The organism is Janthinobacterium sp. ROICE36 (genome assembly GCF_002869965.1).
GTDB lineage: Bacteria > Pseudomonadota > Gammaproteobacteria > Burkholderiales > Burkholderiaceae_D > Janthinobacterium.
In genome coordinates this window covers 25,604-43,056 of record NZ_PEBS01000011.1, presented here as the reverse complement: position 1 = coordinate 43,056, position 17,453 = coordinate 25,604, and the positions used below count along the sequence as shown (strand labels likewise).

Annotated in this window: 15 protein-coding genes; 7 read left to right on the top strand and 8 right to left on the bottom strand. The window is 63.9% G+C overall.

Going from position 1 to position 17,453, the window contains the following annotated elements; translation table 11 throughout:
* The first annotated feature begins 3 nt into the window (after window positions 1-3).
* From CSZ94_RS06740 to CSZ94_RS06730, 3 genes are all read left to right on the top strand, one after another.
* Complete coding sequence (locus CSZ94_RS06740) at window positions 4-3,117, top strand: efflux RND transporter permease subunit (RefSeq protein ID WP_102120805.1); 3,114 nt, start codon at window positions 4-6, stop codon at window positions 3,115-3,117.
* A 367-nt stretch (window positions 3,118-3,484) separates the two neighbouring features.
* Window positions 3,485-4,204 (top strand): MgtC/SapB family protein, encoded by a 720-nt coding sequence (locus tag CSZ94_RS06735; RefSeq protein WP_207781108.1) that lies wholly within the window; start codon window positions 3,485-3,487, stop codon window positions 4,202-4,204.
* Window positions 4,204-4,515, top strand: coding sequence for a hypothetical protein (locus tag CSZ94_RS06730; RefSeq protein ID WP_102120804.1), 312 nt, complete (start codon window positions 4,204-4,206; stop codon window positions 4,513-4,515). The genes CSZ94_RS06735 and CSZ94_RS06730 overlap by 1 nt, the downstream gene beginning before the upstream one ends.
* Here the strand turns inward: CSZ94_RS06730 and CSZ94_RS06725 are convergent.
* A complete protein-coding gene (locus CSZ94_RS06725; protein WP_102120803.1) occupies window positions 4,507-5,904 on the bottom strand; it encodes a sensor histidine kinase in 1,398 nt (465 codons plus the stop codon). The genes CSZ94_RS06730 and CSZ94_RS06725 overlap by 9 nt on opposite strands.
* Window positions 5,897-6,577, bottom strand: coding sequence for a response regulator transcription factor (locus CSZ94_RS06720; RefSeq protein WP_102120802.1), 681 nt, complete (start codon window positions 6,575-6,577; stop codon window positions 5,897-5,899). Before CSZ94_RS06720 ends, CSZ94_RS06725 begins: the two co-directional genes overlap by 8 nt.
* Here CSZ94_RS06720 and CSZ94_RS06715 point away from each other — a divergent pair.
* From CSZ94_RS06715 to CSZ94_RS06700, 4 genes are all read left to right on the top strand, one after another.
* Window positions 6,576-6,755, top strand: a complete 180-nt coding sequence (locus CSZ94_RS06715) for a hypothetical protein (protein ID WP_102120801.1) — start codon at window positions 6,576-6,578, stop codon at window positions 6,753-6,755. The genes CSZ94_RS06720 and CSZ94_RS06715 overlap by 2 nt on opposite strands.
* Before the next feature lie 62 nt (window positions 6,756-6,817).
* Window positions 6,818-7,942, top strand: a complete 1,125-nt coding sequence (locus tag CSZ94_RS06710) for an efflux RND transporter periplasmic adaptor subunit (RefSeq protein WP_102120800.1) — start codon at window positions 6,818-6,820, stop codon at window positions 7,940-7,942.
* Window positions 7,935-11,036 carry an efflux RND transporter permease subunit gene (locus CSZ94_RS06705; protein WP_102120799.1) on the top strand — a complete coding sequence of 1,034 codons (3,102 nt, stop codon included), beginning with the start codon at window positions 7,935-7,937 and terminating at the stop codon, window positions 11,034-11,036. The genes CSZ94_RS06710 and CSZ94_RS06705 overlap by 8 nt, the downstream gene beginning before the upstream one ends.
* Complete coding sequence (locus CSZ94_RS06700; protein WP_102120798.1) at window positions 11,023-12,300, top strand: TolC family protein; 1,278 nt, start codon at window positions 11,023-11,025, stop codon at window positions 12,298-12,300. Before CSZ94_RS06705 ends, CSZ94_RS06700 begins: the two co-directional genes overlap by 14 nt.
* Window positions 12,301-12,366: 66 nt before the next feature.
* On the opposite strand, the gene CSZ94_RS06695 is transcribed toward CSZ94_RS06700, so the two are convergent.
* The 6 genes from CSZ94_RS06695 to CSZ94_RS06670 form a co-directional block, all read right to left on the bottom strand.
* On the bottom strand, window positions 12,367-12,561 hold the full coding sequence (locus tag CSZ94_RS06695; RefSeq protein WP_102120797.1) for a hypothetical protein: 195 nt from the start codon (window positions 12,559-12,561) through the stop codon (window positions 12,367-12,369).
* An 80-nt stretch (window positions 12,562-12,641) separates the two neighbouring features.
* Window positions 12,642-13,559, bottom strand: a complete 918-nt coding sequence (gene xerD, locus CSZ94_RS06690) for a site-specific tyrosine recombinase XerD (protein ID WP_180977383.1) — start codon at window positions 13,557-13,559, stop codon at window positions 12,642-12,644.
* Complete coding sequence (locus CSZ94_RS06685) at window positions 13,556-14,056, bottom strand: methylated-DNA--[protein]-cysteine S-methyltransferase (RefSeq protein ID WP_102120796.1); 501 nt, start codon at window positions 14,054-14,056, stop codon at window positions 13,556-13,558. Before CSZ94_RS06685 ends, xerD begins: the two co-directional genes overlap by 4 nt.
* A gap of 425 nt (window positions 14,057-14,481) precedes the next feature.
* A complete protein-coding gene (locus CSZ94_RS06680) occupies window positions 14,482-15,762 on the bottom strand; it encodes a TRAP transporter large permease (protein WP_102120795.1) in 1,281 nt (426 codons plus the stop codon).
* Window positions 15,759-16,331, bottom strand: coding sequence for a TRAP transporter small permease (locus tag CSZ94_RS06675; RefSeq protein ID WP_102120794.1), 573 nt, complete (start codon window positions 16,329-16,331; stop codon window positions 15,759-15,761). The genes CSZ94_RS06680 and CSZ94_RS06675 overlap by 4 nt, the downstream gene beginning before the upstream one ends.
* Before the next feature lie 116 nt (window positions 16,332-16,447).
* Window positions 16,448-17,440, bottom strand: a complete 993-nt coding sequence (locus CSZ94_RS06670) for a TRAP transporter substrate-binding protein (protein WP_374703564.1) — start codon at window positions 17,438-17,440, stop codon at window positions 16,448-16,450.
* Window positions 17,441-17,453: the final 13 nt, after the last annotated feature.

Sequence of the window (17,453 nt, the reverse complement as noted above, 5' to 3'; positions counted from 1 at the left end):
GCCATGTGGATGACCAAAGTCAGTATTCAAAACCCCGTCTTCGCCACCATGGTCATGGTGGCGCTGGTGGTGCTGGGCATCTTCTCCTACCGGGGCCTGGGCGTGGAAAGCATGCCCAGCGTGCAGTTCCCGTTCGCCGCCATTGAAGTGAACTACCCGGGTGCCTCGCCAGAAGCCGTGGAAAACGACATCACGCGCCCCATCGAGGATGCCGTCAACACCGTCAGCGGCATCAAGACCATCCGCGCCAACTCCTGGGAAGGACGCGCCGGCGTCTACCTGGAATTCGAGCTGTCGACCAATATGGACAAGGCCATGCAGGACTTGCGCGACAAGGTGGCACTGGTGCGCCCGCGCTTCCCGAAGGAAGCCAAGGATCCGTTCATCGCCCGAGCAGAAGGCGACAACGAGCGTCCCATCGCCACCATCGTGCTGACCTCGACCGGGCATGACCTGCGCTCGCTGTCGACCATGACGGAGCAGATCATCAGCAAGCGCTTCCAAGGCGTGGCCGGCGTGGGACAAGTCAAGCTGCGCGGCTTGCGCGCGCGCCAGATCCTCATCAGCATGAAGCCGATCGAACTCAATGCCCAGGGCATCGGCGTCGATGAAGTGATCCGCGCCATCCAGGCGACGAATACCAACCTGCCGGCCGGCTCCATCAGCCATGGCGCAGCCGAACAACTGGTGCGCGTGGAAGGCAAGATCAAGGATGCGCGCGAATTCGGCAAGATCATCGTGGCGCGCCGCGCCGTCGGCCCCGTCTACCTGGACCAGGTGGCCACCGTGGTCGACGGCGAACAGGAAGAACTGTCGATCTCGCGCATGAACGGCCAGCAAGCCGTAACCATGGAAATCACCAAGGTGCAAGATGCCAACGTGGTGGAAGTGGGCACCGGCATCCTGAAAGTGGCGGCGGACCTGCAAAAGACCCTGCCGCCCGATATCCAGCTGCGCGTGCTGGACGACGAGTCGGAACGCGTGCAAAGCCAGCTCAATAACGTCAAGCGCACCATCATCGAAGGCGCCGTGCTGACCATGGTGATCGTCTTCCTGTTCCTGCACTCGTGGCGCTCGACCATCATCACGGGCTTGACCCTGCCGATCTCCGTGCTGGCCAGCTTCATCGCCATGAAGGCCTTCGGCTTTACCCTGAACTTTTTGACCCTGATGGCGCTGTCATTGTGCATCGGCCTGTTGATCGACGACGCCATCGTGGTGCGCGAAAACATCGTGCGCCACCTGGGCATGGGCAAGAACCACTACAAGGCGGCCAACGACGGCACCAATGAAATCGGCCTGGCCGTGATGGCCACCACGTTCGCCATCGTCGCCGTGTTCGTGCCCGTCGCCTTCATGGACGGCATCATCGGCCGCTTCTTCCTGCAGTTCGGTATCACCGTGGCGGTGGCCGTGCTGGTGTCGCTGTTCGTCAGCTTCACGCTCGACCCCATGCTGTCGTCCGTCTGGCGCGACCCCGTCAAGGACCGCTTCAAATACGCGCCGTGGCTGGGCCGCTTCATGGCCTGGTTAGAGACGGGCATCGACCACCTGCACGTCTGGTATGGCAAGGTATTGAAAGTGGCCCTGCGCTGGCGCAAGACCACCCTGGCCACGGCCGTGGCGCTGTTCGCGGGCAGCCTGATGCTCGTGCCGATGATCGGCGGCGAGATGTTCCCGGAAACGGACCAGGGCTGGGTCAACCTGCGCTTCAAGACGCCCGTCGGCTCCAGCCTCGAATACACGGATTCCAAGGTACGCCAGATCGAAACGGCGCTGAAGGAGTTCCCCGAAATCGACAGCCTGGTGGCCAATATCGGCACGCCCGATGGACGCAACGCGGCCGAGGTGAACCTGAAGCTGACGGACATCAAGACGCACAAGCGCCGCTCGCAGCAGGAACTGGAAAAACTGATCCGCGAACGCCTGGCGCCGATAGCCGGCATCACCCTGTCGGTGGGCAACCGCCCCATCTTCATCGCCATCCTGGGCACGGACGAAGGCAAGCTCGATGCAGTGGCGCACCGCCTGATGGACAAGATGCGCTCCATCAAGGGCCTGGCCGACATGGAATACAGCCAGGAAGGCGCCAATCCGTCGACCACCGTGAAGATCAACAACGAACTGGCCAGCGACCTGGGCTTGTCGGTGCAGCAGATCGGCAATGCCCTGCGTCCATTCGTCGCGGGCGACACGGTCAGCCACTGGCTGGCGTCCGACGGGCAAAACTACGACGTCAACGTGCAGCTGCCCAAGTCGGGCCGGCAAAAGGTGGCCGACCTGGCCGACCTGTCGCTGGCGTCGAGCAAGCTCGATGCGAATGGCAAGCCAATCATGATTCCGCTGCGCCAGGTGGTCGAGTTCGTGCCGTCGTCCAGCCCGCAGGTGCTGAAACGCCAGGCCTTGCAGCGCCGCGTCGCCATCTATGCGGGCGTGCAGGGTCGCCCTGCCGGCGACGTCGATGCCGACGTGCAGAAAGCCATCAAGTCCATCGACCTGCCGCCCGGCGTGCGCTTCGACGTGGCCGGCAATGCGCAGCAGATGGCCGAGACCATGGGTGGCGCGATGATGGCGCTGGGCATTGCCGTGATCTTCATCTACCTGGTGCTGACGTCGCAGTTCGGCAGCTTTTTGCAGCCGATCGCCATCATGGTGTCGCTGCCGCTGTCCCTGATCGGCGTCCTGCTGGCCCTCCTGATCACGGGCAGCACCCTGAACATCTTCTCCGTGATCGGCTTCATCATGCTGATGGGCCTGGTCACCAAGAATGCGATTTTGCTGGTCGACTTCACCAATCAGCGCCAGCGCGAAGGACTGGGGCAGTTCGAAGCGCTGATGGAAGCGGGACAAGTGCGCTTGCGCCCCATCCTGATGACGACCCTGGCGATGGTCTTCGGCATGCTGCCGATGGCCATCGGCATGGGCGACGGCGGCGAATCGCAGGCGCCCATGGGCCGCGCCGTCATCGGCGGCGTGATTACCTCGACCTTGCTGACGCTGGTGGTGGTGCCCGTCGCCTACACCTACCTCGACAGCCTCGGCAAGCGCGCCGCGCGCTTTTTCGGTGGCAGCGGCGGCGAGCATGCCCATGCCGACGCCACCGGCGCCACCCATTAAGTTTGCACCAGTCGCCTTCAGCGTCCCCGCATTGGCGGGGACGACGCGGCGGCTTCCTGAAGAGAGCTTCAGTTGACCAAAGCGGCCCCACTGGCTAGACTGTCCCCCGTTATCAATGATATGGAGTGACTCGTGGGTGCTTGTTCCAGTGACAGTAGTCGATTGACCATCGGCGATCGGCCTTAGGCAAGACGCGCGCATTCCGCCCGCCTTGCCCATGGCAAGGTGCGGTTTTACCAGCGGCGATGCACATATGCCGCCACTTCCCTCCTCATCGTTCCACCGCTATCGTCTGCTGCCCCCTTTCGGGGCGAATTGTCTTCGCCTCTGCACTCGCCTGTTCCTCCCCAGCCGGGAGAAACCGATGGTGGTATTTGACTTTGCGCTGCGCGTTGCCGCAGCATTGACCCTGGGCGCCATGATCGGCGCCGAACGCCAGCTGCGCCAGCGCATGGCGGGCCTGCGCACGAATGCGCTGGTGTCCGTCGGCGCCTCGCTGTTCGTGATGGTCTCCGTACTCGAAGGTGATCCCGACGGCCATCTGCGCATCGCCGCGCAGGTAGTGTCGGGCATCGGCTTTCTTGGCGCCGGCGTCATCATGCGCGAAGGGATGACGGTGCGCGGCCTGAACACGGCCGCCACCCTGTGGTGCTCGGCCGCCATCGGCGTGCTGTGCGGCCTCGGTTTTGCGCTGGAAGCGGCCATCGGCACGGGCTTCGTGCTGGTCGCCAACCTGGTGCTGCGCCACCTGGCGCAACGCATCAACGCCCACGGCAGCGAAGCGGGCATCGAGACGGAAAGCATCTACCGCGTCACGGCCGTGTGCGAGGCGGAGCAGGAAGTCCAGGTGCGCAAGCTGATGCTGCGCTTGATCAGCGGCATGCCGGCGCTGATGCTGCAATCCTTGCACAGCGAAGACGCGGCGCAGGCCGGGCGCATCGAAGTGCGCGCCGACCTGCTCACGCCCTTGTCCAGCCTGGGATTGCTGGAGCAGATCGTCAGCCAGGTCAGCCTGGAAGGCAGCGTTTCGGCCGTGCGCTGGGCGCTGGTGAATAACGCGGAATTTGTCGCCGAACGGGGAGTGTGATGATGAAAAAATTCTTCCATTGGTTTGCCAGGCGCGGTCCGGTCGTCGCCACCTACCGCCTGACCGTCACCTGCCCTGCGGCGCAAGCCGACCATGTAGTGCGCCTGCTGCTGGCCGAACTGAAAGGCGCGGGCCTGGCGCCGTCGCAAATGCTGCGCAGCTGGGACGAGGCCCGGCAGCTGGTGCAGCTGATCGCCACGGTGCTGTGCCAGGCCGTGCAGCGCGCCGTGCTGGTGCGCTTCGTCAACCGCGCGGGCGCCTGGCCGCAAGTGCGGCAGGTGCGCTGGGAAGGCGTGGCCCCCTCAGCTTGAAGCGGGCAGGCGCATGATGAACAGCGCGCCGCCAGCGGGACGGTTCTGCGCCTCGATACTGCCGCCATACGCGTGCACGATGGCTTGCGACAGGGCCAGACCCAGGCCGAAGCCGGGCGCCTCGCCCGCGCGCGCCTGGGCTCCCCGGTAAAAACGCTCGAACAGATGCGGCAAGTCTTCCACGCCGATGCCCGCTCCCGCGTCCGCCACGCCCACCAGCGCATGCTTGCCCTCGCGCGCCACGTGCACGGTGATGACGCTGTCGGGCGGCGAAAACTTCACGGCGTTATCCAGCAGATTGGCCAGCACCAGGTCTACGGGGCCGGCCGCCACCCGCGCGTGCACAGCCACACCTTCATCGAAGACGATGCGAATGCCGCGCTGCGCTGCCAGCTTTTCCAGGCGCTGCGCCGCCGCGCGCACGAGAGGATTCAGTGCGATGGTTTCCACGGCATTGCGCTCCTGGCCGGCATCGAGGCGCCTCAGCATCAGCAATTCTTCCACCAGGGTTGTCAGGCGCTGCACTTCATCGAGACAAGAGGCCAGCGCGTCGACATATTCAGCTGCCTCGCGCGGGCGGCGCAAGGTGATTTCGATTTCCGTGCGCAGGCGCGACAGGGGCGAGCGCAGTTCGTGCGAAGCGTCGGCCGTGAAGCGGCGCTGCGCATCGTAGCCGTGCTCAAGACGGTCCAGCATGGCGTTCAGGGTATCGACCAGGCGGCCGATCTCGTCTTGCGTGTCGGGATGGGGCAGGCGCTGGTGCAGGCTGGCTTCGCCTATCGAATGCGCCTGCCGCACCACATCGTCGATGGCGCCCAGCACGCGGCGCGTGAGCATTTCGCCTGCCAGCCCCACAGCCGCCAGCAAGGCCAGCGCCATGGCGCCAAACAGCACGGTAGCCGCGGCCAGCACGTGATTGACGTCGTCGAGCGAACCGGCCACCTGCACCGCCAGGCGCGAACCGGACGCGGGCACGGGAATGGAGACCATGCGCAGCGGCTCCTCGCCGAACTTGGGCAGGGTCTCGAAAACAGTGTCGCCGGCCGCCAGGCGCGCCAGCAGCGCCGATGGCGCCGGCAGCTGCGCCGCCTCCAGGTTGCGGCTGCGCGCCAGCACGCGGCCTTCGCCATCGATGATCTGCACCAGGCGGTCGAGCCGCATCAATGACGGCGGCGCCAGACCCGACGCCACCTCGTGCACCTGCACGGGCTGGCGCGGCGCGGCCGGCAGCATGGCCATTTCTGTCTCGGCCAGCGCCAGCAGGGCCGCATCGAGCTGGCCACGCACGGCGCGCGACAGGCCCCAGTAGCCGGCCAGCGCGGTGCAGGCGACAATGGCGAGGATGACAGCCAGGTGCACCAGCAGCAGGCGCTTGCGAAAGCTAGCCACCGTTGTTTTCCGCCAGGCGGAAACCGCGTCCACGCACCGTGTGGATCAATGGCGGCAGGCCCGGCGCGTCCACTTTCCCCCGCAGGTTGCGCACGTGGACATCGATCAGATTGTCGATGCCGATCAGGTCCGCCTGCCATATCTGCTCGGCCAGGCGCGCGCGGCTGACCACTTCGCCCGCCTGGCGCAGCAGGATCAATAGAATCGCATATTCCTTGGGCGTGAGCACCAGTGGCGCGCCGGCCCGTGTCGCCTGGTGGCGGACGGGATCGAGCGTCAGGTCGGCCAGCGCCAGCACCAGCGGACGGCTGATGTCGGAGCGGCGCAGCAGCGCGCGGATGCGCGCCAGCAGTTCCTCGAATTCGAACGGTTTTGTCAGGTAATCGTCGGCGCCCGTGTTCAGGCCCGCCACCCGGTCGGCCGTGGCGTCGCGCGCGGTCAGCATCAGCACGGGCGTCTGGATGGCGCGTGCGCGCAAGTCGCGGCAAAAATCGATACCCTGCTTGCCCGGCAACATCCAGTCCAGCACGATCACGTCGTAGTCGACGGCGTAGCTTTCGTCCTCGCCTTCCTCGGCGCTGTGCGCCACGTCGACCACAAAGCCTTCTTCCTGCAAGCCGCGCGCCAGCAGGCGCGCCGCCTTGCGGTCGTCTTCCACCAGGAGAATTCTCATGCCTGCCTTTCCGATTGCGCTGCGGCTTTTCCGCATCTTCTATGCTTGCATTTTACCGCGCCGCCGCCTGCGCACACCGAACCTGAAGAATGATTCAGGCGAACTTGGGCGCTTCTTCAGGACGGCATTGCTATGCTTTCCCGGCGCTGTCATCACACTGCCCGCGCCCCCCTTCTGACCGCCCGCTTGGACACGGCATCCACGCATGCCCCATCACCATCAATAACAAGGAAACACGGGATGAACACGACCACCCGCAACGCCCTGGGCGCCAGCTGCGCCCTCGCTCTCGCCTGCTCGGCCCTCGCCGGCTGCGCCAAACCGACGGCAGCGGCCACGCCCTCCGCTCAATCGAGGCATCTGGACGACGGCAGCATCGCCGTCGACAACATGTCGCCCCTGCGCCAGCGCCTGCAGATCGCCGCCGTGCTGGAACAGGATATCGCCACGCAGACGGATGCGCCGGGCAGCATTGTAGCCATGCCGGAAAAACTGGTGAAAATCACCCCGCCGCTAGCCGGGCGCATCATCCGCTTGCAGCGTACGCTGGGCGACAGCGTCAGGGTGGGCGACCCGCTGTTCACCCTGGACTCGGCCGAACTGAGCGCCGCCTTCGCGGACGACAGCAAGGCCCGTTCCACCCTGCTGCAGGCGCGCCAGGAGCTGCAGCGCCAAAAAATCCTGTTCGAGGCAGAGATCACCGCGCGCAAGGAGTACGAATCGGCCCAGGCGACCTACGACCAGGCCGGCAGCGACGCGCAAGCCAGCGCCGACAAGCTGGCCCAGTATGGCACCAGCGCGCGCGGTTCGCGCCGCGACTACGTCCTGCGCTCGCCCATTAGCGGCACCGTGATCGCCATGGACGGTGCCCAGGGCGGCTATTGGAACGATGTCAACGCACCCGTCATGACGGTGGCCGACCTGTCCACCGTGTGGCTGTCGGCCAACGTGGCCGAAAGGGACCTGGCGCAAGTGGCCGTGGGCCAGACGGCCCGCATCAGCGTCGATGCCTGGCCCGGCAAGGACTTCGAGGGCAAGGTCGCCTACGTGGGTGCGGTGCTCGATCCCGAGACGCGCACGGTGCAAGTGCGCGTGGCCATCGACAACCGCGCCGGCACCTTCAAGCCGGGCATGTTCGCCCACGCGGGTTTTGCCGGCGCCAGCCGCCGCGCCATCCTGGTGCCCGCATCGGCCGTGCTGCAAAGTGGTTTGTTGACGCGCGTGATGGTCGAGCGCGGCCCGTTGCGCTTCGCGCCGCGCACGGTGGAAGTGGGCGCCAGCCATGGCGGGCAGGTGGAAATCCTCGCGGGCCTGAAGGCGGGCGAGCGCATCGTCGTCAAGGAAGGAGTGCTGCTCAATGATTGACCGTTTCATCGCCACCTGCTGCCAGCGGCGCGGCATCGTCTGGCTGGTACTGCTGTTCGTCGCCGCCTACGGCGTGTATTGCTGGAAGCAGTTGCCCATCGAAGCCTATCCCGACATCGCCGACGTCACCTCGCAAATCGTCACGCAGGTGCCGGGCCTGGGCGCCGAGGAAATCGAGCAGCAGATCACGATACCACTGGAGCGCGCCCTGCTCGGCACTCCAGGCATGCACGTGCTGCGCACGCGCAGCCTGTTCGCGCTGTCGCTGATCACGGTGGTGTTCGAAGATGGCAGCGATGGCTACTTCACGCGCGAACGGCTGCAGGAGCGGCTCGCCAGAGTGAACCTGCCGTACGACGCCAAGCCGGGGCTCGATCCCTACACCTCGCCAACGGGCGAAATCTACCGCTACACGCTGGAATCGACAACACGCTCCTTGCGCGAACTGTCCGAGCTGCAGTTCTGGACCGTGATACCGCGCCTGCAGCAGGTGCGCGGCGTGGCGGACGTCAGCAATTTCGGCGGTCTCACCACGCAGTTCATGCTGGAACTCGATCCCGCAAAACTGGACAGCTACGGCATCTCGCTGGCGCAGGTCAAGGACGCCATCAATGCCAACAACATCAGCGGTGGCGGCAGCGTCATCGACCGCGGCCAGCAATCGTACGTGGTGCGCGGCGTGGGCTTGCTGCACTCGCTGGGCGACATGGGCAATGTCGTCGTCAGCAGCAAGGACGGCGTGCCCGTGCTGGTGAAGGACCTCGGCAAGCTCGCCTACGGCAACGTGGAGCGGCGCGGCATCCTCGGCAAGGACAACAATCCCGACACCATCGAAGGCATCACCCTGCTGCTGAAGGATTTCAATCCGTCCGAGGCGCTGGCGGGCATCCATGCGGCCGTAGATGAATTGAACGCCTATGTGCTGCCAAAGGATGTGAAAGTGGTGCCCTACCTGGACCGCAGCGCGCTGATCGACGCCACCCTGCACACGGTCAGTTATACCTTGGGGGAAGGCATGCTGCTGGTCGCCCTGGTGCTGCTGCTGTTTTTGGGCAGCCCGCGCGCGGCCGCCATCGTCGCGCTGACGATCCCGCTGGCACTGCTGATCGCCTTCATCTTCATGCACCATTTTAAAATTCCCGCCAACTTGCTGTCCCTGGGGGCGATCGACTTCGGCATACTCGTCGACGGTTCCGTGGTGGTGCTGGAAAACATGCTGCGCCGCCGCGAGCGCGAGCAGGAACGGCCCCTTACCTTGCAGGACGCCATAGCGTCGACCCTGCAGGTGGCGCGCCCCATCATGTTCGGCATGGCCGTCATCATCGCCGCCTACTTGCCCCTGTTCGCCTTCCAGCGCATCGAATACAAGCTGTTCTCGCCGATGGCGTATGCGGTGGGCGCGGCGCTGGTGGGCGCGCTGGTGGTGGCGCTGGTGCTGATTCCGGGCCTGGCCTGGCTGGCCTTGCGCAAGCCGCGCCGCACCTTCCATCACCGCGTGCTGGAACAGCTGGCAGCAGCATATGGCCGCTTCCTCGAACGCATGGTGGGCAAGAAGCGCTGGGTAGCGATGGTGTGCGCAGGATCGCTCGCAGCGCTTGTCATCTTGGGCGGCAGCATCGGGCGCGACTTTTTACCATACCTCGATGAAGGCTCCTTGTGGCTGCAAGTGCAGATGCCGCCCGGGATTACCCTCGACAAGGCCTCCGAGATGGCCAGTGAACTGCGCTGCGCCGCGCTGGAGTTCCCGGAAGTGTCGACCATCGACACGCAGACAGGGCGCAACGACGACGGCACCGATTACTGGACGCCGTCGCACATCGAGGCCAGCGTAGGCCTGCATCCGTACAAAAGCTGGAAGTCGGGCCTGAGCAAGCAGCAACTGATCGCGAAAATGAACCAGCGTTTCGCGCGCATGCCCGGCTATACGGTGGCCTTCATGCAGCCGATGATCGATGGCGTGCAGGACAAATTATCGGGCGCGCACAGCGACCTGACGGTGAAAATCTTCGGCAACGACCTCGACGAAGTGCGCCGTATCGCCGGCAAAGTGGCGCACGTATTGAAAGGCGTCCCGGGCGCCTCCGACGTGGCGGTGGACGTGGAGCCGCCGCTGCCCAACCTGAAAGTGGAACTGGACAGGGCAAAGGCGGCCCGCTACGGCATCAACGCGGCCGACGTGGCCGACCTGATTTCCACCGGCATCGGCGGCGCGCCCATCGGCCAGCTCTACGTGGGCGAGAAAAGCTACGACATCGCCGTGCGCTTCCCGCCCGCCGCGCGCTCCGACCCGGATGCCATCGCCAAACTGATGCTCACCGCCGCCAACGGCGCCAGGATTCCGCTGGCGCAGGTGGCAAGCATCAGCACTACCTCGGGCGAAAGCGTGATCGTGCGCGAAATGGGACGGCGCCACATCATCGTGCGCCTGAATGCCCGTGGGCGCGACCTGGCCGGCCTGCTGGCCGAAGCGCGTCCCCTGGTGGCGCAAGCGGTGGCAAACGAGCACCAGCGCATCAGCGTCGAATGGGGCGGCCAGTTCGAAAACCTGCAGCGCGCGCAAAGCCGATTGGCCCTGATCCTGCCGATGACCCTGGGCGCCATGTTTTTGCTGCTGTTTGGCCAGTTCCGCAACCTGCGACAGCCCGCGCTGGTCTTGCTGGCCGTGCCGCTGGCCATGCTCGGGGGCCTGGCCGCACTGCACCTGCGCGGCATGACCTTGAATGTCTCGAGCGCGGTGGGCTTCATCGCCCTGTTCGGCGTGGCGGTATTGAATGCCGTTCTGATGCTGGCGCAAATCAACCGCCTGCGCGCCGACGAAGGCAGGAGCTTGCGCGAGGCCGTGCTGGAAGGCGCGCGCGACCGCATGCGCCCCGTGCTGATGACGGCTACCGTGGCCGCCCTGGGCCTGACGCCCGCCATGCTGGCAAGCGGCCTGGGTAGCGACGTGCAGCGCCCGCTCGCCACTGTGGTGGTGGGCGGACTGGTGACGGCGACCGCACTGACCCTGCTGCTGTTGCCGGCCCTGTATTACCTGATCGAGGCGCACAGACAAAAACGCCTGACCGACAAAGGAGTGAACCATGACACGTTTTAATGTACTGCTGGCGGCCTGGCTGATCGCGCCCTGCGCCATTGCCGCCCCCTTGAGCTTTGAGACCTACCTGAGCGCCGTCGAATCCAACAGCCTGGAACTGCAGGCGCAGCGCGAAAACATAGGCTCGGCCAAGGCAGGCATCGGCATCGCCGGCCTGCGCCCCGACCCCGAATTCACCCTGGGCGCCACGCGCGAGACGGTGCGCAGCATCGAGCACCGTCCCGTCACGTGGAACCCGGCCATCAGCATGGCCATCGAGACAGGCGGCAAGCGCGCCGCGCGCTTAAAGGCGGCGCAGAGCAGTGTCGCACTGGCCGAAGAGACGGTGGCCGGCTTCAGGAGCGAGCTGTATGGCACCGCCGCCGCCGCGTTCACGCAAGCGTGCCGCACGCGCGAAGTCGCCGCGCGCAAGCAGCAGACCATGGCGGCCCTGTCGACGCTGGTGGAAGCGAACACCGTGCGGCGCAAGGCCGGCGACGTGAGCGGTATCGAACTGCTGCAATCGCGCGTGGAACGCGACCAGTTCCAGGCCGACCTGGCGCAGGCGCGCAGCGAGGCCAATAGCGCCATGCTGGCCCTGTCGCCGCCGCTGGGGCGCCAGTTCGACGCCCTGTTTCCGGACGCGCAACTGGCCTGCGACTTCGCCGCGCAGGCAGACAGGGATGACAGCGTGCTGGTGGCGCAGGCACTCGGCGCGCGCAGCGACGTGCGCATCGCCCGCGCCACCCTGGACAATCTGCGCGATGGCGCGGCGCTGGTGCGCGCCAACCGCGCCGTCGATCCCACCGTCACGCTCGGCCTTGCCGCCGCGCGCGGCTACCATGACGGCATCGACGGCAGCGGCAATCCCGTCGACGGATCACCGCGCTCGCGCGCCCTCACCCTCTCGCTGGCCATCCCCATCCCCCTGTCGCGACGCGACAAGGGCGACGTGGTGCAGGCCGAAGCGGGCGTGACACAGGCGATGCTGGCCTTGCGCCAGGCGGAACTGCAGGCGGAAACGCAAGTGCGCACGGCGCAGCGGCAATTGCGCGCAGCGCAGGACCGGCTGGCGCGCTACCGCGACGGCGTGCTGGTCGATGCGCAAAAAGTGGTCGATGGCATGCGTTTGTCTTACGTCAAAGGCAATGCGTCGCTGCTGGAATGGCTGGCGGCGCAGCGTTCAGCCGATGACGCTTACCAGGGCTATCTGCAGGCGCGCGCCGATGCGGCCATCGCCAGCACGCAGCTGCAACTGGCCATCGGCCAGCGGCCGAGCTTATAGCGGAGGGAAGGTGGAACGAGGAGATACCGGCGCGGCGATGCCGCACCGGTCATCAGGAACGGGGAATTACTGCGCCTGGGCGGGCGCGTCGCCTTCGGCGTCATCATCGGCATCGTCCGCTTCCGGCTCTTCACCCTCGCTGCCGTCGGCCGGCTTGGGATTGTTCTTCGCTTCCAGCTTGCGCCTGGCTTTTTCCTCGGCTTTCTTCTTCTTTTCCAGCTCTTTTTGCCGTTTTTCGTATTGGAAATTTGTCTTGGCCATTTACTACCTCTTTAGTTTTTAGATGTTACAGATAAGCACATAAGGCACATTATGACGTAATTGGACCAAACACCAAATGTTTAGCCGCGCGGATGATGCTGCGCATGCAGCAGTTTCAGCCGTTCACGGGCCACATGCGTATAAATTTGCGTGGTGGAAATATCGGAGTGCCCCAATAACAATTGCACAACACGCAAGTCTGCTCCATGGTTCAGCAAATGGGTGGCGAATGCGTGGCGCAGGGTATGCGGCGACAGCGGCGCCGTGATGCCGGCGCTCAGCGCGTGTTTCTTGATGATGACCCAGAACATCTGCCGCGTCATGGCACCGCCGCGCCGCGTGACGAACAGCGCATCGTCCATCTGGCCGTCGAGGATGACGCCGCGCGCCTCCTTCAGGTAACGCTCGATCCACAGCCGCGCCTGCTCACCGAACGGCACCAGACGCGTCTTGCTGCCCTTGCCCGTGATGCGCAGTACGCCATCGTTGAGGCTCAGCTCCACGGATGTCAAGTCCACCAGTTCCGACACGCGCAAGCCGCTCGCGTACATGAGTTCCAGCATCGTGCGCTCGCGCAGGCCCAGAGGCGTGCTCACGTCGGGCACCGCCAGCAGCGCTTCCACCTGCGCTTCGCTCAAGGTATGCACGAAGCGCGCCGGCTGCTTGGCCGACACCATCTTCAGGCACGGGTCGGCCGCGATATGTTTTTGCCGCAAGGCCAGCTGGTAAAAACGCTTGAGCACGGACAGGCGCCGGTTCGACGACGTCGCCTTACTCTCGTCGTGGCGCGCGGCAAAATACGCTTCAATGTCAGCCGTGGACACCTCGTACAGGTTGTCGCGTCCGGGCCGCGCCACTTCCAGCCAGCGCGAAAACAAACGCATGTCGCGCCGGTAGGCGTCCAGCGAGTTTTTCGACAAGCCGTCTTCCAGCCACAGGCTGTCGCAGAATTCATCGATCAGGGTAGTGTTGTCCGGCGCCAGCAGACTGTTCATCATGCGTAACCCTCGACCCCTTCATGCGCCAGCAGCCAGCGCTTCACGCCCAGGTGAAAACCGCTGGCATCGTCGTGGTGGGCAAAGCGGCCCAGGCCGCCAGCGGCCGTGACACGGTGACAGGGAATGAGCACGGGATACCAGTTGGCGCCGCAGGCCTGGCCGACGGCGCGCGGCGCCGAGCCGATCAGGCGCGCCACATCGCCATACGTGCGCACCTGGCCGCGCGGGATGCCGGCGATGGCCGCCCACACGCGTTGCTGGAAGGCGCTGCCCAGCGCGGCCAGCGGCAGGTCGAAGACATGATCGGGGTCGACGAAATAGCGCGCCAGCTGCACGCACGCCAGCGCTGAAACGGCATCCTGGGCGTCTTTTTCGGCGAAGTGGGGCCGCAGGTAGACCAGTTCGCGCAACCGGCCGTCCTGCACACGCACGCCCATGGCGCCGAATGGCGCGGCCACGATGGCGCTGAACAGCTCACTGCCCTGTTGTTTTTTCATCTGCTAATCAAAGTTCAAGTGTGGCAAATATACAACCCGCAAGCACACGATGCTGCGCTCTGGCGATTATGCACCGTCTGCAGCCAGGTGGGCGGACGTTTCCCGCGCACGAAAAAAAAGCGCACCAGTCGGTGCGCTTCAAATATTGCTTCACGTTCCCGGTCGTTTGGGTCCGCCGGTGCAGGCTTGTGGCCGCAAACAGCTATGACTCAACAACTTCTGTGAAACGTGTGTCTCCTCAATATATCCCCGGTATCAATACCGTTTTTATAGACCACTCCCCCACCAACTTTGTGACCAATTCTGTATTTCAGCCTTGCTAGCGGAGCGTATATGCAACGACGTGTTTCCCCCTAAGGCTGCCCATCATAGCGCATTTATTCGGCAGTATCGACTTTTTTTGCACCATGACGGGGACAACTGTTTTAGTTGTAAATTAAATTTGGCAGCCACAGCGAGATTTGTGGTACGTAGGTAATCAACCCCAGGAAGGCCAGCATCGTCAGCAGCCATGGCATCACGGCCACGGTCAATTCGGAAATGCCCATTTTGGTAATGCCGGACGCCACATACAGGTTCAGGCCCACAGGTGGATGGCACATGCCCACCTCCATATTGACCACGATCAAGATACCGAAGTGCACAGGATCGATGCCCAGCTTCATGGCCACGGGGAACAAAATCGGTGCCATGATCAGCACGATCGACGACGGTTCCATAACGTTACCAGCCACCAACAGCAGCACGTTGACCACCAGCAGGAAGCTGATCACGCCCAGGCCCTTGCCCGTGATCCACTCGGCCATCGCTTGCGGGATGTTTTCGCTGGTCATCAGGAACGAGAACAGCACGGCATTGGTGATGATATACAACAGCATCGCCGACATGGCGGCCGAATCGAGCAAGACCTTGCCGACTTGCTTGATCTTCAAGTCCTTGTAGACGAAGACGGCGATGATGAAGGCGTACACGGCAGCCATGGCAGCCGCTTCCGTCGGCGTGAAGGCGCCCGAATAGATACCGCCCATGACGATGACGATCAAGAGCAAGCCCCAGGCGCTTTTCTTGAACGTCACGAAGCGCTCGCCCCAGCTGGCTTTTTTCATGCGTGGATAGTTGTTCTTGCGCGCCAAAAACCAGGTGGTCAGGCCCAGCAGCATGGCCAGCATCATGCCGGGAATCACACCCGCCATGAACAGCTTGCCCACGGAGGTGTTCGTGCTGACCGAATACATCACCATCACGATCGACGGCGGTATCAAAATGCCCAGCGCGCCCGAGGTGGTGATGACGCCGGCGCCAAAGCCCCGTGGATAGCCCTGCTTGACCATGGCCGGCAGGGTGATGGAACCGATCGCCACCACGGTGGCGGGGCTGGAGCCGGAGACGGCGGCAAACAACGCGCACGCCATCACGCCGGCCAGCGCCAGGCCGCCATGCCAGTGGCCCACCATGGAGCTGGCGAAATTGATCATGCGCCGCGCCACCCCGCCATGCGTGAGGAAGTTGCCTGCCAAAATGAAGAACGGAATGGCCATGATCTCGAACTTCTCGATACCCGTGAAAATCTTCAGGGCCACCGATTCGATGGGTACGCTGGTCATGGTGAACAGGAAGGTGAGCACCGTCAGGCCCAGCGAGATGGAAATCGGCATGCCGGTCAGCATCAAGCCCAGCAGCAACACAAATATGATCAGCGCGTTCATGCCTTGGCTCCTTTTTCTTCAGCCGTCAGTTCTTCTTCCAGCCCTTCGACATGCGAATGGTCGTGTTTCGGCAGGGTACCCGTCTTAATGAAATGCACCATGACTTGCAGGAAGCGGAAGCACATCAGGTAGGAACCCAGCGGCACGGCCAGGTACACCAGCCACATCGGCACCTCCATGTCGGCTGAGGTCTGGTCCGTGTGGCCGATCGACCACACGAAACTGGCGCCCAGGGTCCCGACGATGCCCGTAAAAAGGGCGCCGGCGGCCAGGCCGAAGACGATGAAACGGTCGCGCCAGCGGGGATTCATGCGATTGATCAGCACATCGACACCCACGTGTATGCCGGTGCGCACGCCGTACGCGGCGCCGAACTTGGCCATCCAAACGAACATATAGATACATAGCTCCTGGGCCCAGCTGGTATTGATTTGTATCAGGAAGTCTTGCAGCCCCGGTATCGGCAAGCCGGACAGGTAGCGGTGCACGACCGCGACGAAAATGATGATGGTGGCGGCGCCCATCAGGGACGCGATCAGCCACTCTTCCAGGTGATCCAGAAATTTCATGGTGGACTTTCAAAGAATGCGGGGACGCCAGCACCCGCGCAGGACGCGCAGACGCTGTTGCGACAGAGAGACAGGGATGCCCCTGAACGCCGCACCAGGCGGTGCGGCGGCGCTGTTTACTTCGCGCTTTCCTTGTTGATGGCGGAGATCAGATCCTTGCCGATGCGCCCCTCCATGGCCTTCTGCACGGGCGCCAGGGCCTTGCGCCACTCGGCCTGCTCTTGCACCGTCAGCGTATAGATTTGCGTCTTGCCCGATTTCTTGATGGCGTCGAGGGCCTGGTCGTTGTCGCGCTGGGCGATGGCTTTTTCAAACGTGGTGGCCTCGCGCATGGCTTTTTCCAGCTGTGCACGAATATCGGGTGGCAAGCCATCCCAGAACTTTTTGTTGACGATGACGGCGTAGCCCAGGTAACCGTGGTTGGACACGGTCACGTGCTTTTGCACTTCATGCATCTTTTGCGTGTACATATTCGAAGGCGGATTTTCCGTGCCGTCGACCACGCCCGTTTGCAGCGCCTGATACACTTCCGAGAAGGCCAGCACTTGCGGATTGGCGCCCAGCGCGCGCATCTGCGCGTCGAGTACCTTGGACGACTGGATGCGCATTTTCAAGCCCTTGAAGTCGGCCGGGCTGTGCAGCGGCTTGTTGGCCGACATCACCTTGAAGCCATTGTCCCAGTAGGCCAGGCCCGTGATACCCTTGGGTTCCAGTTTCTTCAGCAGGCTCTTGCCGATTTCGCCTTCGGTGACGTTGTACAGCGCCGTCTTGCTGGGGAAAATGTAGGGCAGGTCGAAGGCTTCAAATTCCTTCACCCCCAGCGGGCCAAACTTGGCCAGCGATGGCGCCAGCATCTGCACGGCACCCAGCTGCAGCGCTTCGAGTTCTTCCTTGTCCTTGTATAGCTGGCTGTTCGGGTACAGTTCGACCTTGACCTTGCCGTTCGTGGCTTTCTCGGCCAGTTGCTTGAAGCGCTCGGCGGCCTGGCCCTTCGGCGTGTCTGTCGCCACAACGTGGCTGAATTTGATGACGATGGGGGCTTGCGCGTAAGCGTGGACGCCGGCGGTGGCGCCGATGGCCGCGCACAGCGCGACGAACATGGTTTTCATCTGCATTTTTGTC

Bases quoted from the DNA above. Each gene is read 5' to 3' on its own strand.
- CSZ94_RS06680 (WP_102120795.1), bottom strand. From the start codon at position 15,762: ATGAACGCGCTGATCATATTTGTGTTGCTGCTGGGCTTGATGCTGACC.
- CSZ94_RS06720 (WP_102120802.1), bottom strand. From the start codon at position 6,577: ATGAGAATTCTCCTGGTGGAAGACGACCGCAAGGCGGCGCGCCTGCTG.
- CSZ94_RS06675 (WP_102120794.1), bottom strand. From the start codon at position 16,331: ATGAAATTTCTGGATCACCTGGAAGAGTGGCTGATCGCGTCCCTGATG.
- CSZ94_RS06700 (WP_102120798.1), top strand. From the start codon at position 11,023: ATGACACGTTTTAATGTACTGCTGGCGGCCTGGCTGATCGCGCCCTGC.
- CSZ94_RS06730 (WP_102120804.1), top strand. From the start codon at position 4,204: ATGATGAAAAAATTCTTCCATTGGTTTGCCAGGCGCGGTCCGGTCGTC.
- CSZ94_RS06710 (WP_102120800.1), top strand. From the start codon at position 6,818: ATGAACACGACCACCCGCAACGCCCTGGGCGCCAGCTGCGCCCTCGCT.
- CSZ94_RS06670 (WP_374703564.1), bottom strand. From the start codon at position 17,440: ATGAAAACCATGTTCGTCGCGCTGTGCGCGGCCATCGGCGCCACCGCC.
- xerD (WP_180977383.1), bottom strand. From the start codon at position 13,559: ATGATGAACAGTCTGCTGGCGCCGGACAACACTACCCTGATCGATGAA.
- CSZ94_RS06695 (WP_102120797.1), bottom strand. From the start codon at position 12,561: ATGGCCAAGACAAATTTCCAATACGAAAAACGGCAAAAAGAGCTGGAA.
- CSZ94_RS06715 (WP_102120801.1), top strand. From the start codon at position 6,576: ATGCCTGCCTTTCCGATTGCGCTGCGGCTTTTCCGCATCTTCTATGCT.
- CSZ94_RS06685 (WP_102120796.1), bottom strand. From the start codon at position 14,056: ATGAAAAAACAACAGGGCAGTGAGCTGTTCAGCGCCATCGTGGCCGCG.
- CSZ94_RS06705 (WP_102120799.1), top strand. From the start codon at position 7,935: ATGATTGACCGTTTCATCGCCACCTGCTGCCAGCGGCGCGGCATCGTC.
- CSZ94_RS06740 (WP_102120805.1), top strand. From the start codon at position 4: ATGTGGATGACCAAAGTCAGTATTCAAAACCCCGTCTTCGCCACCATG.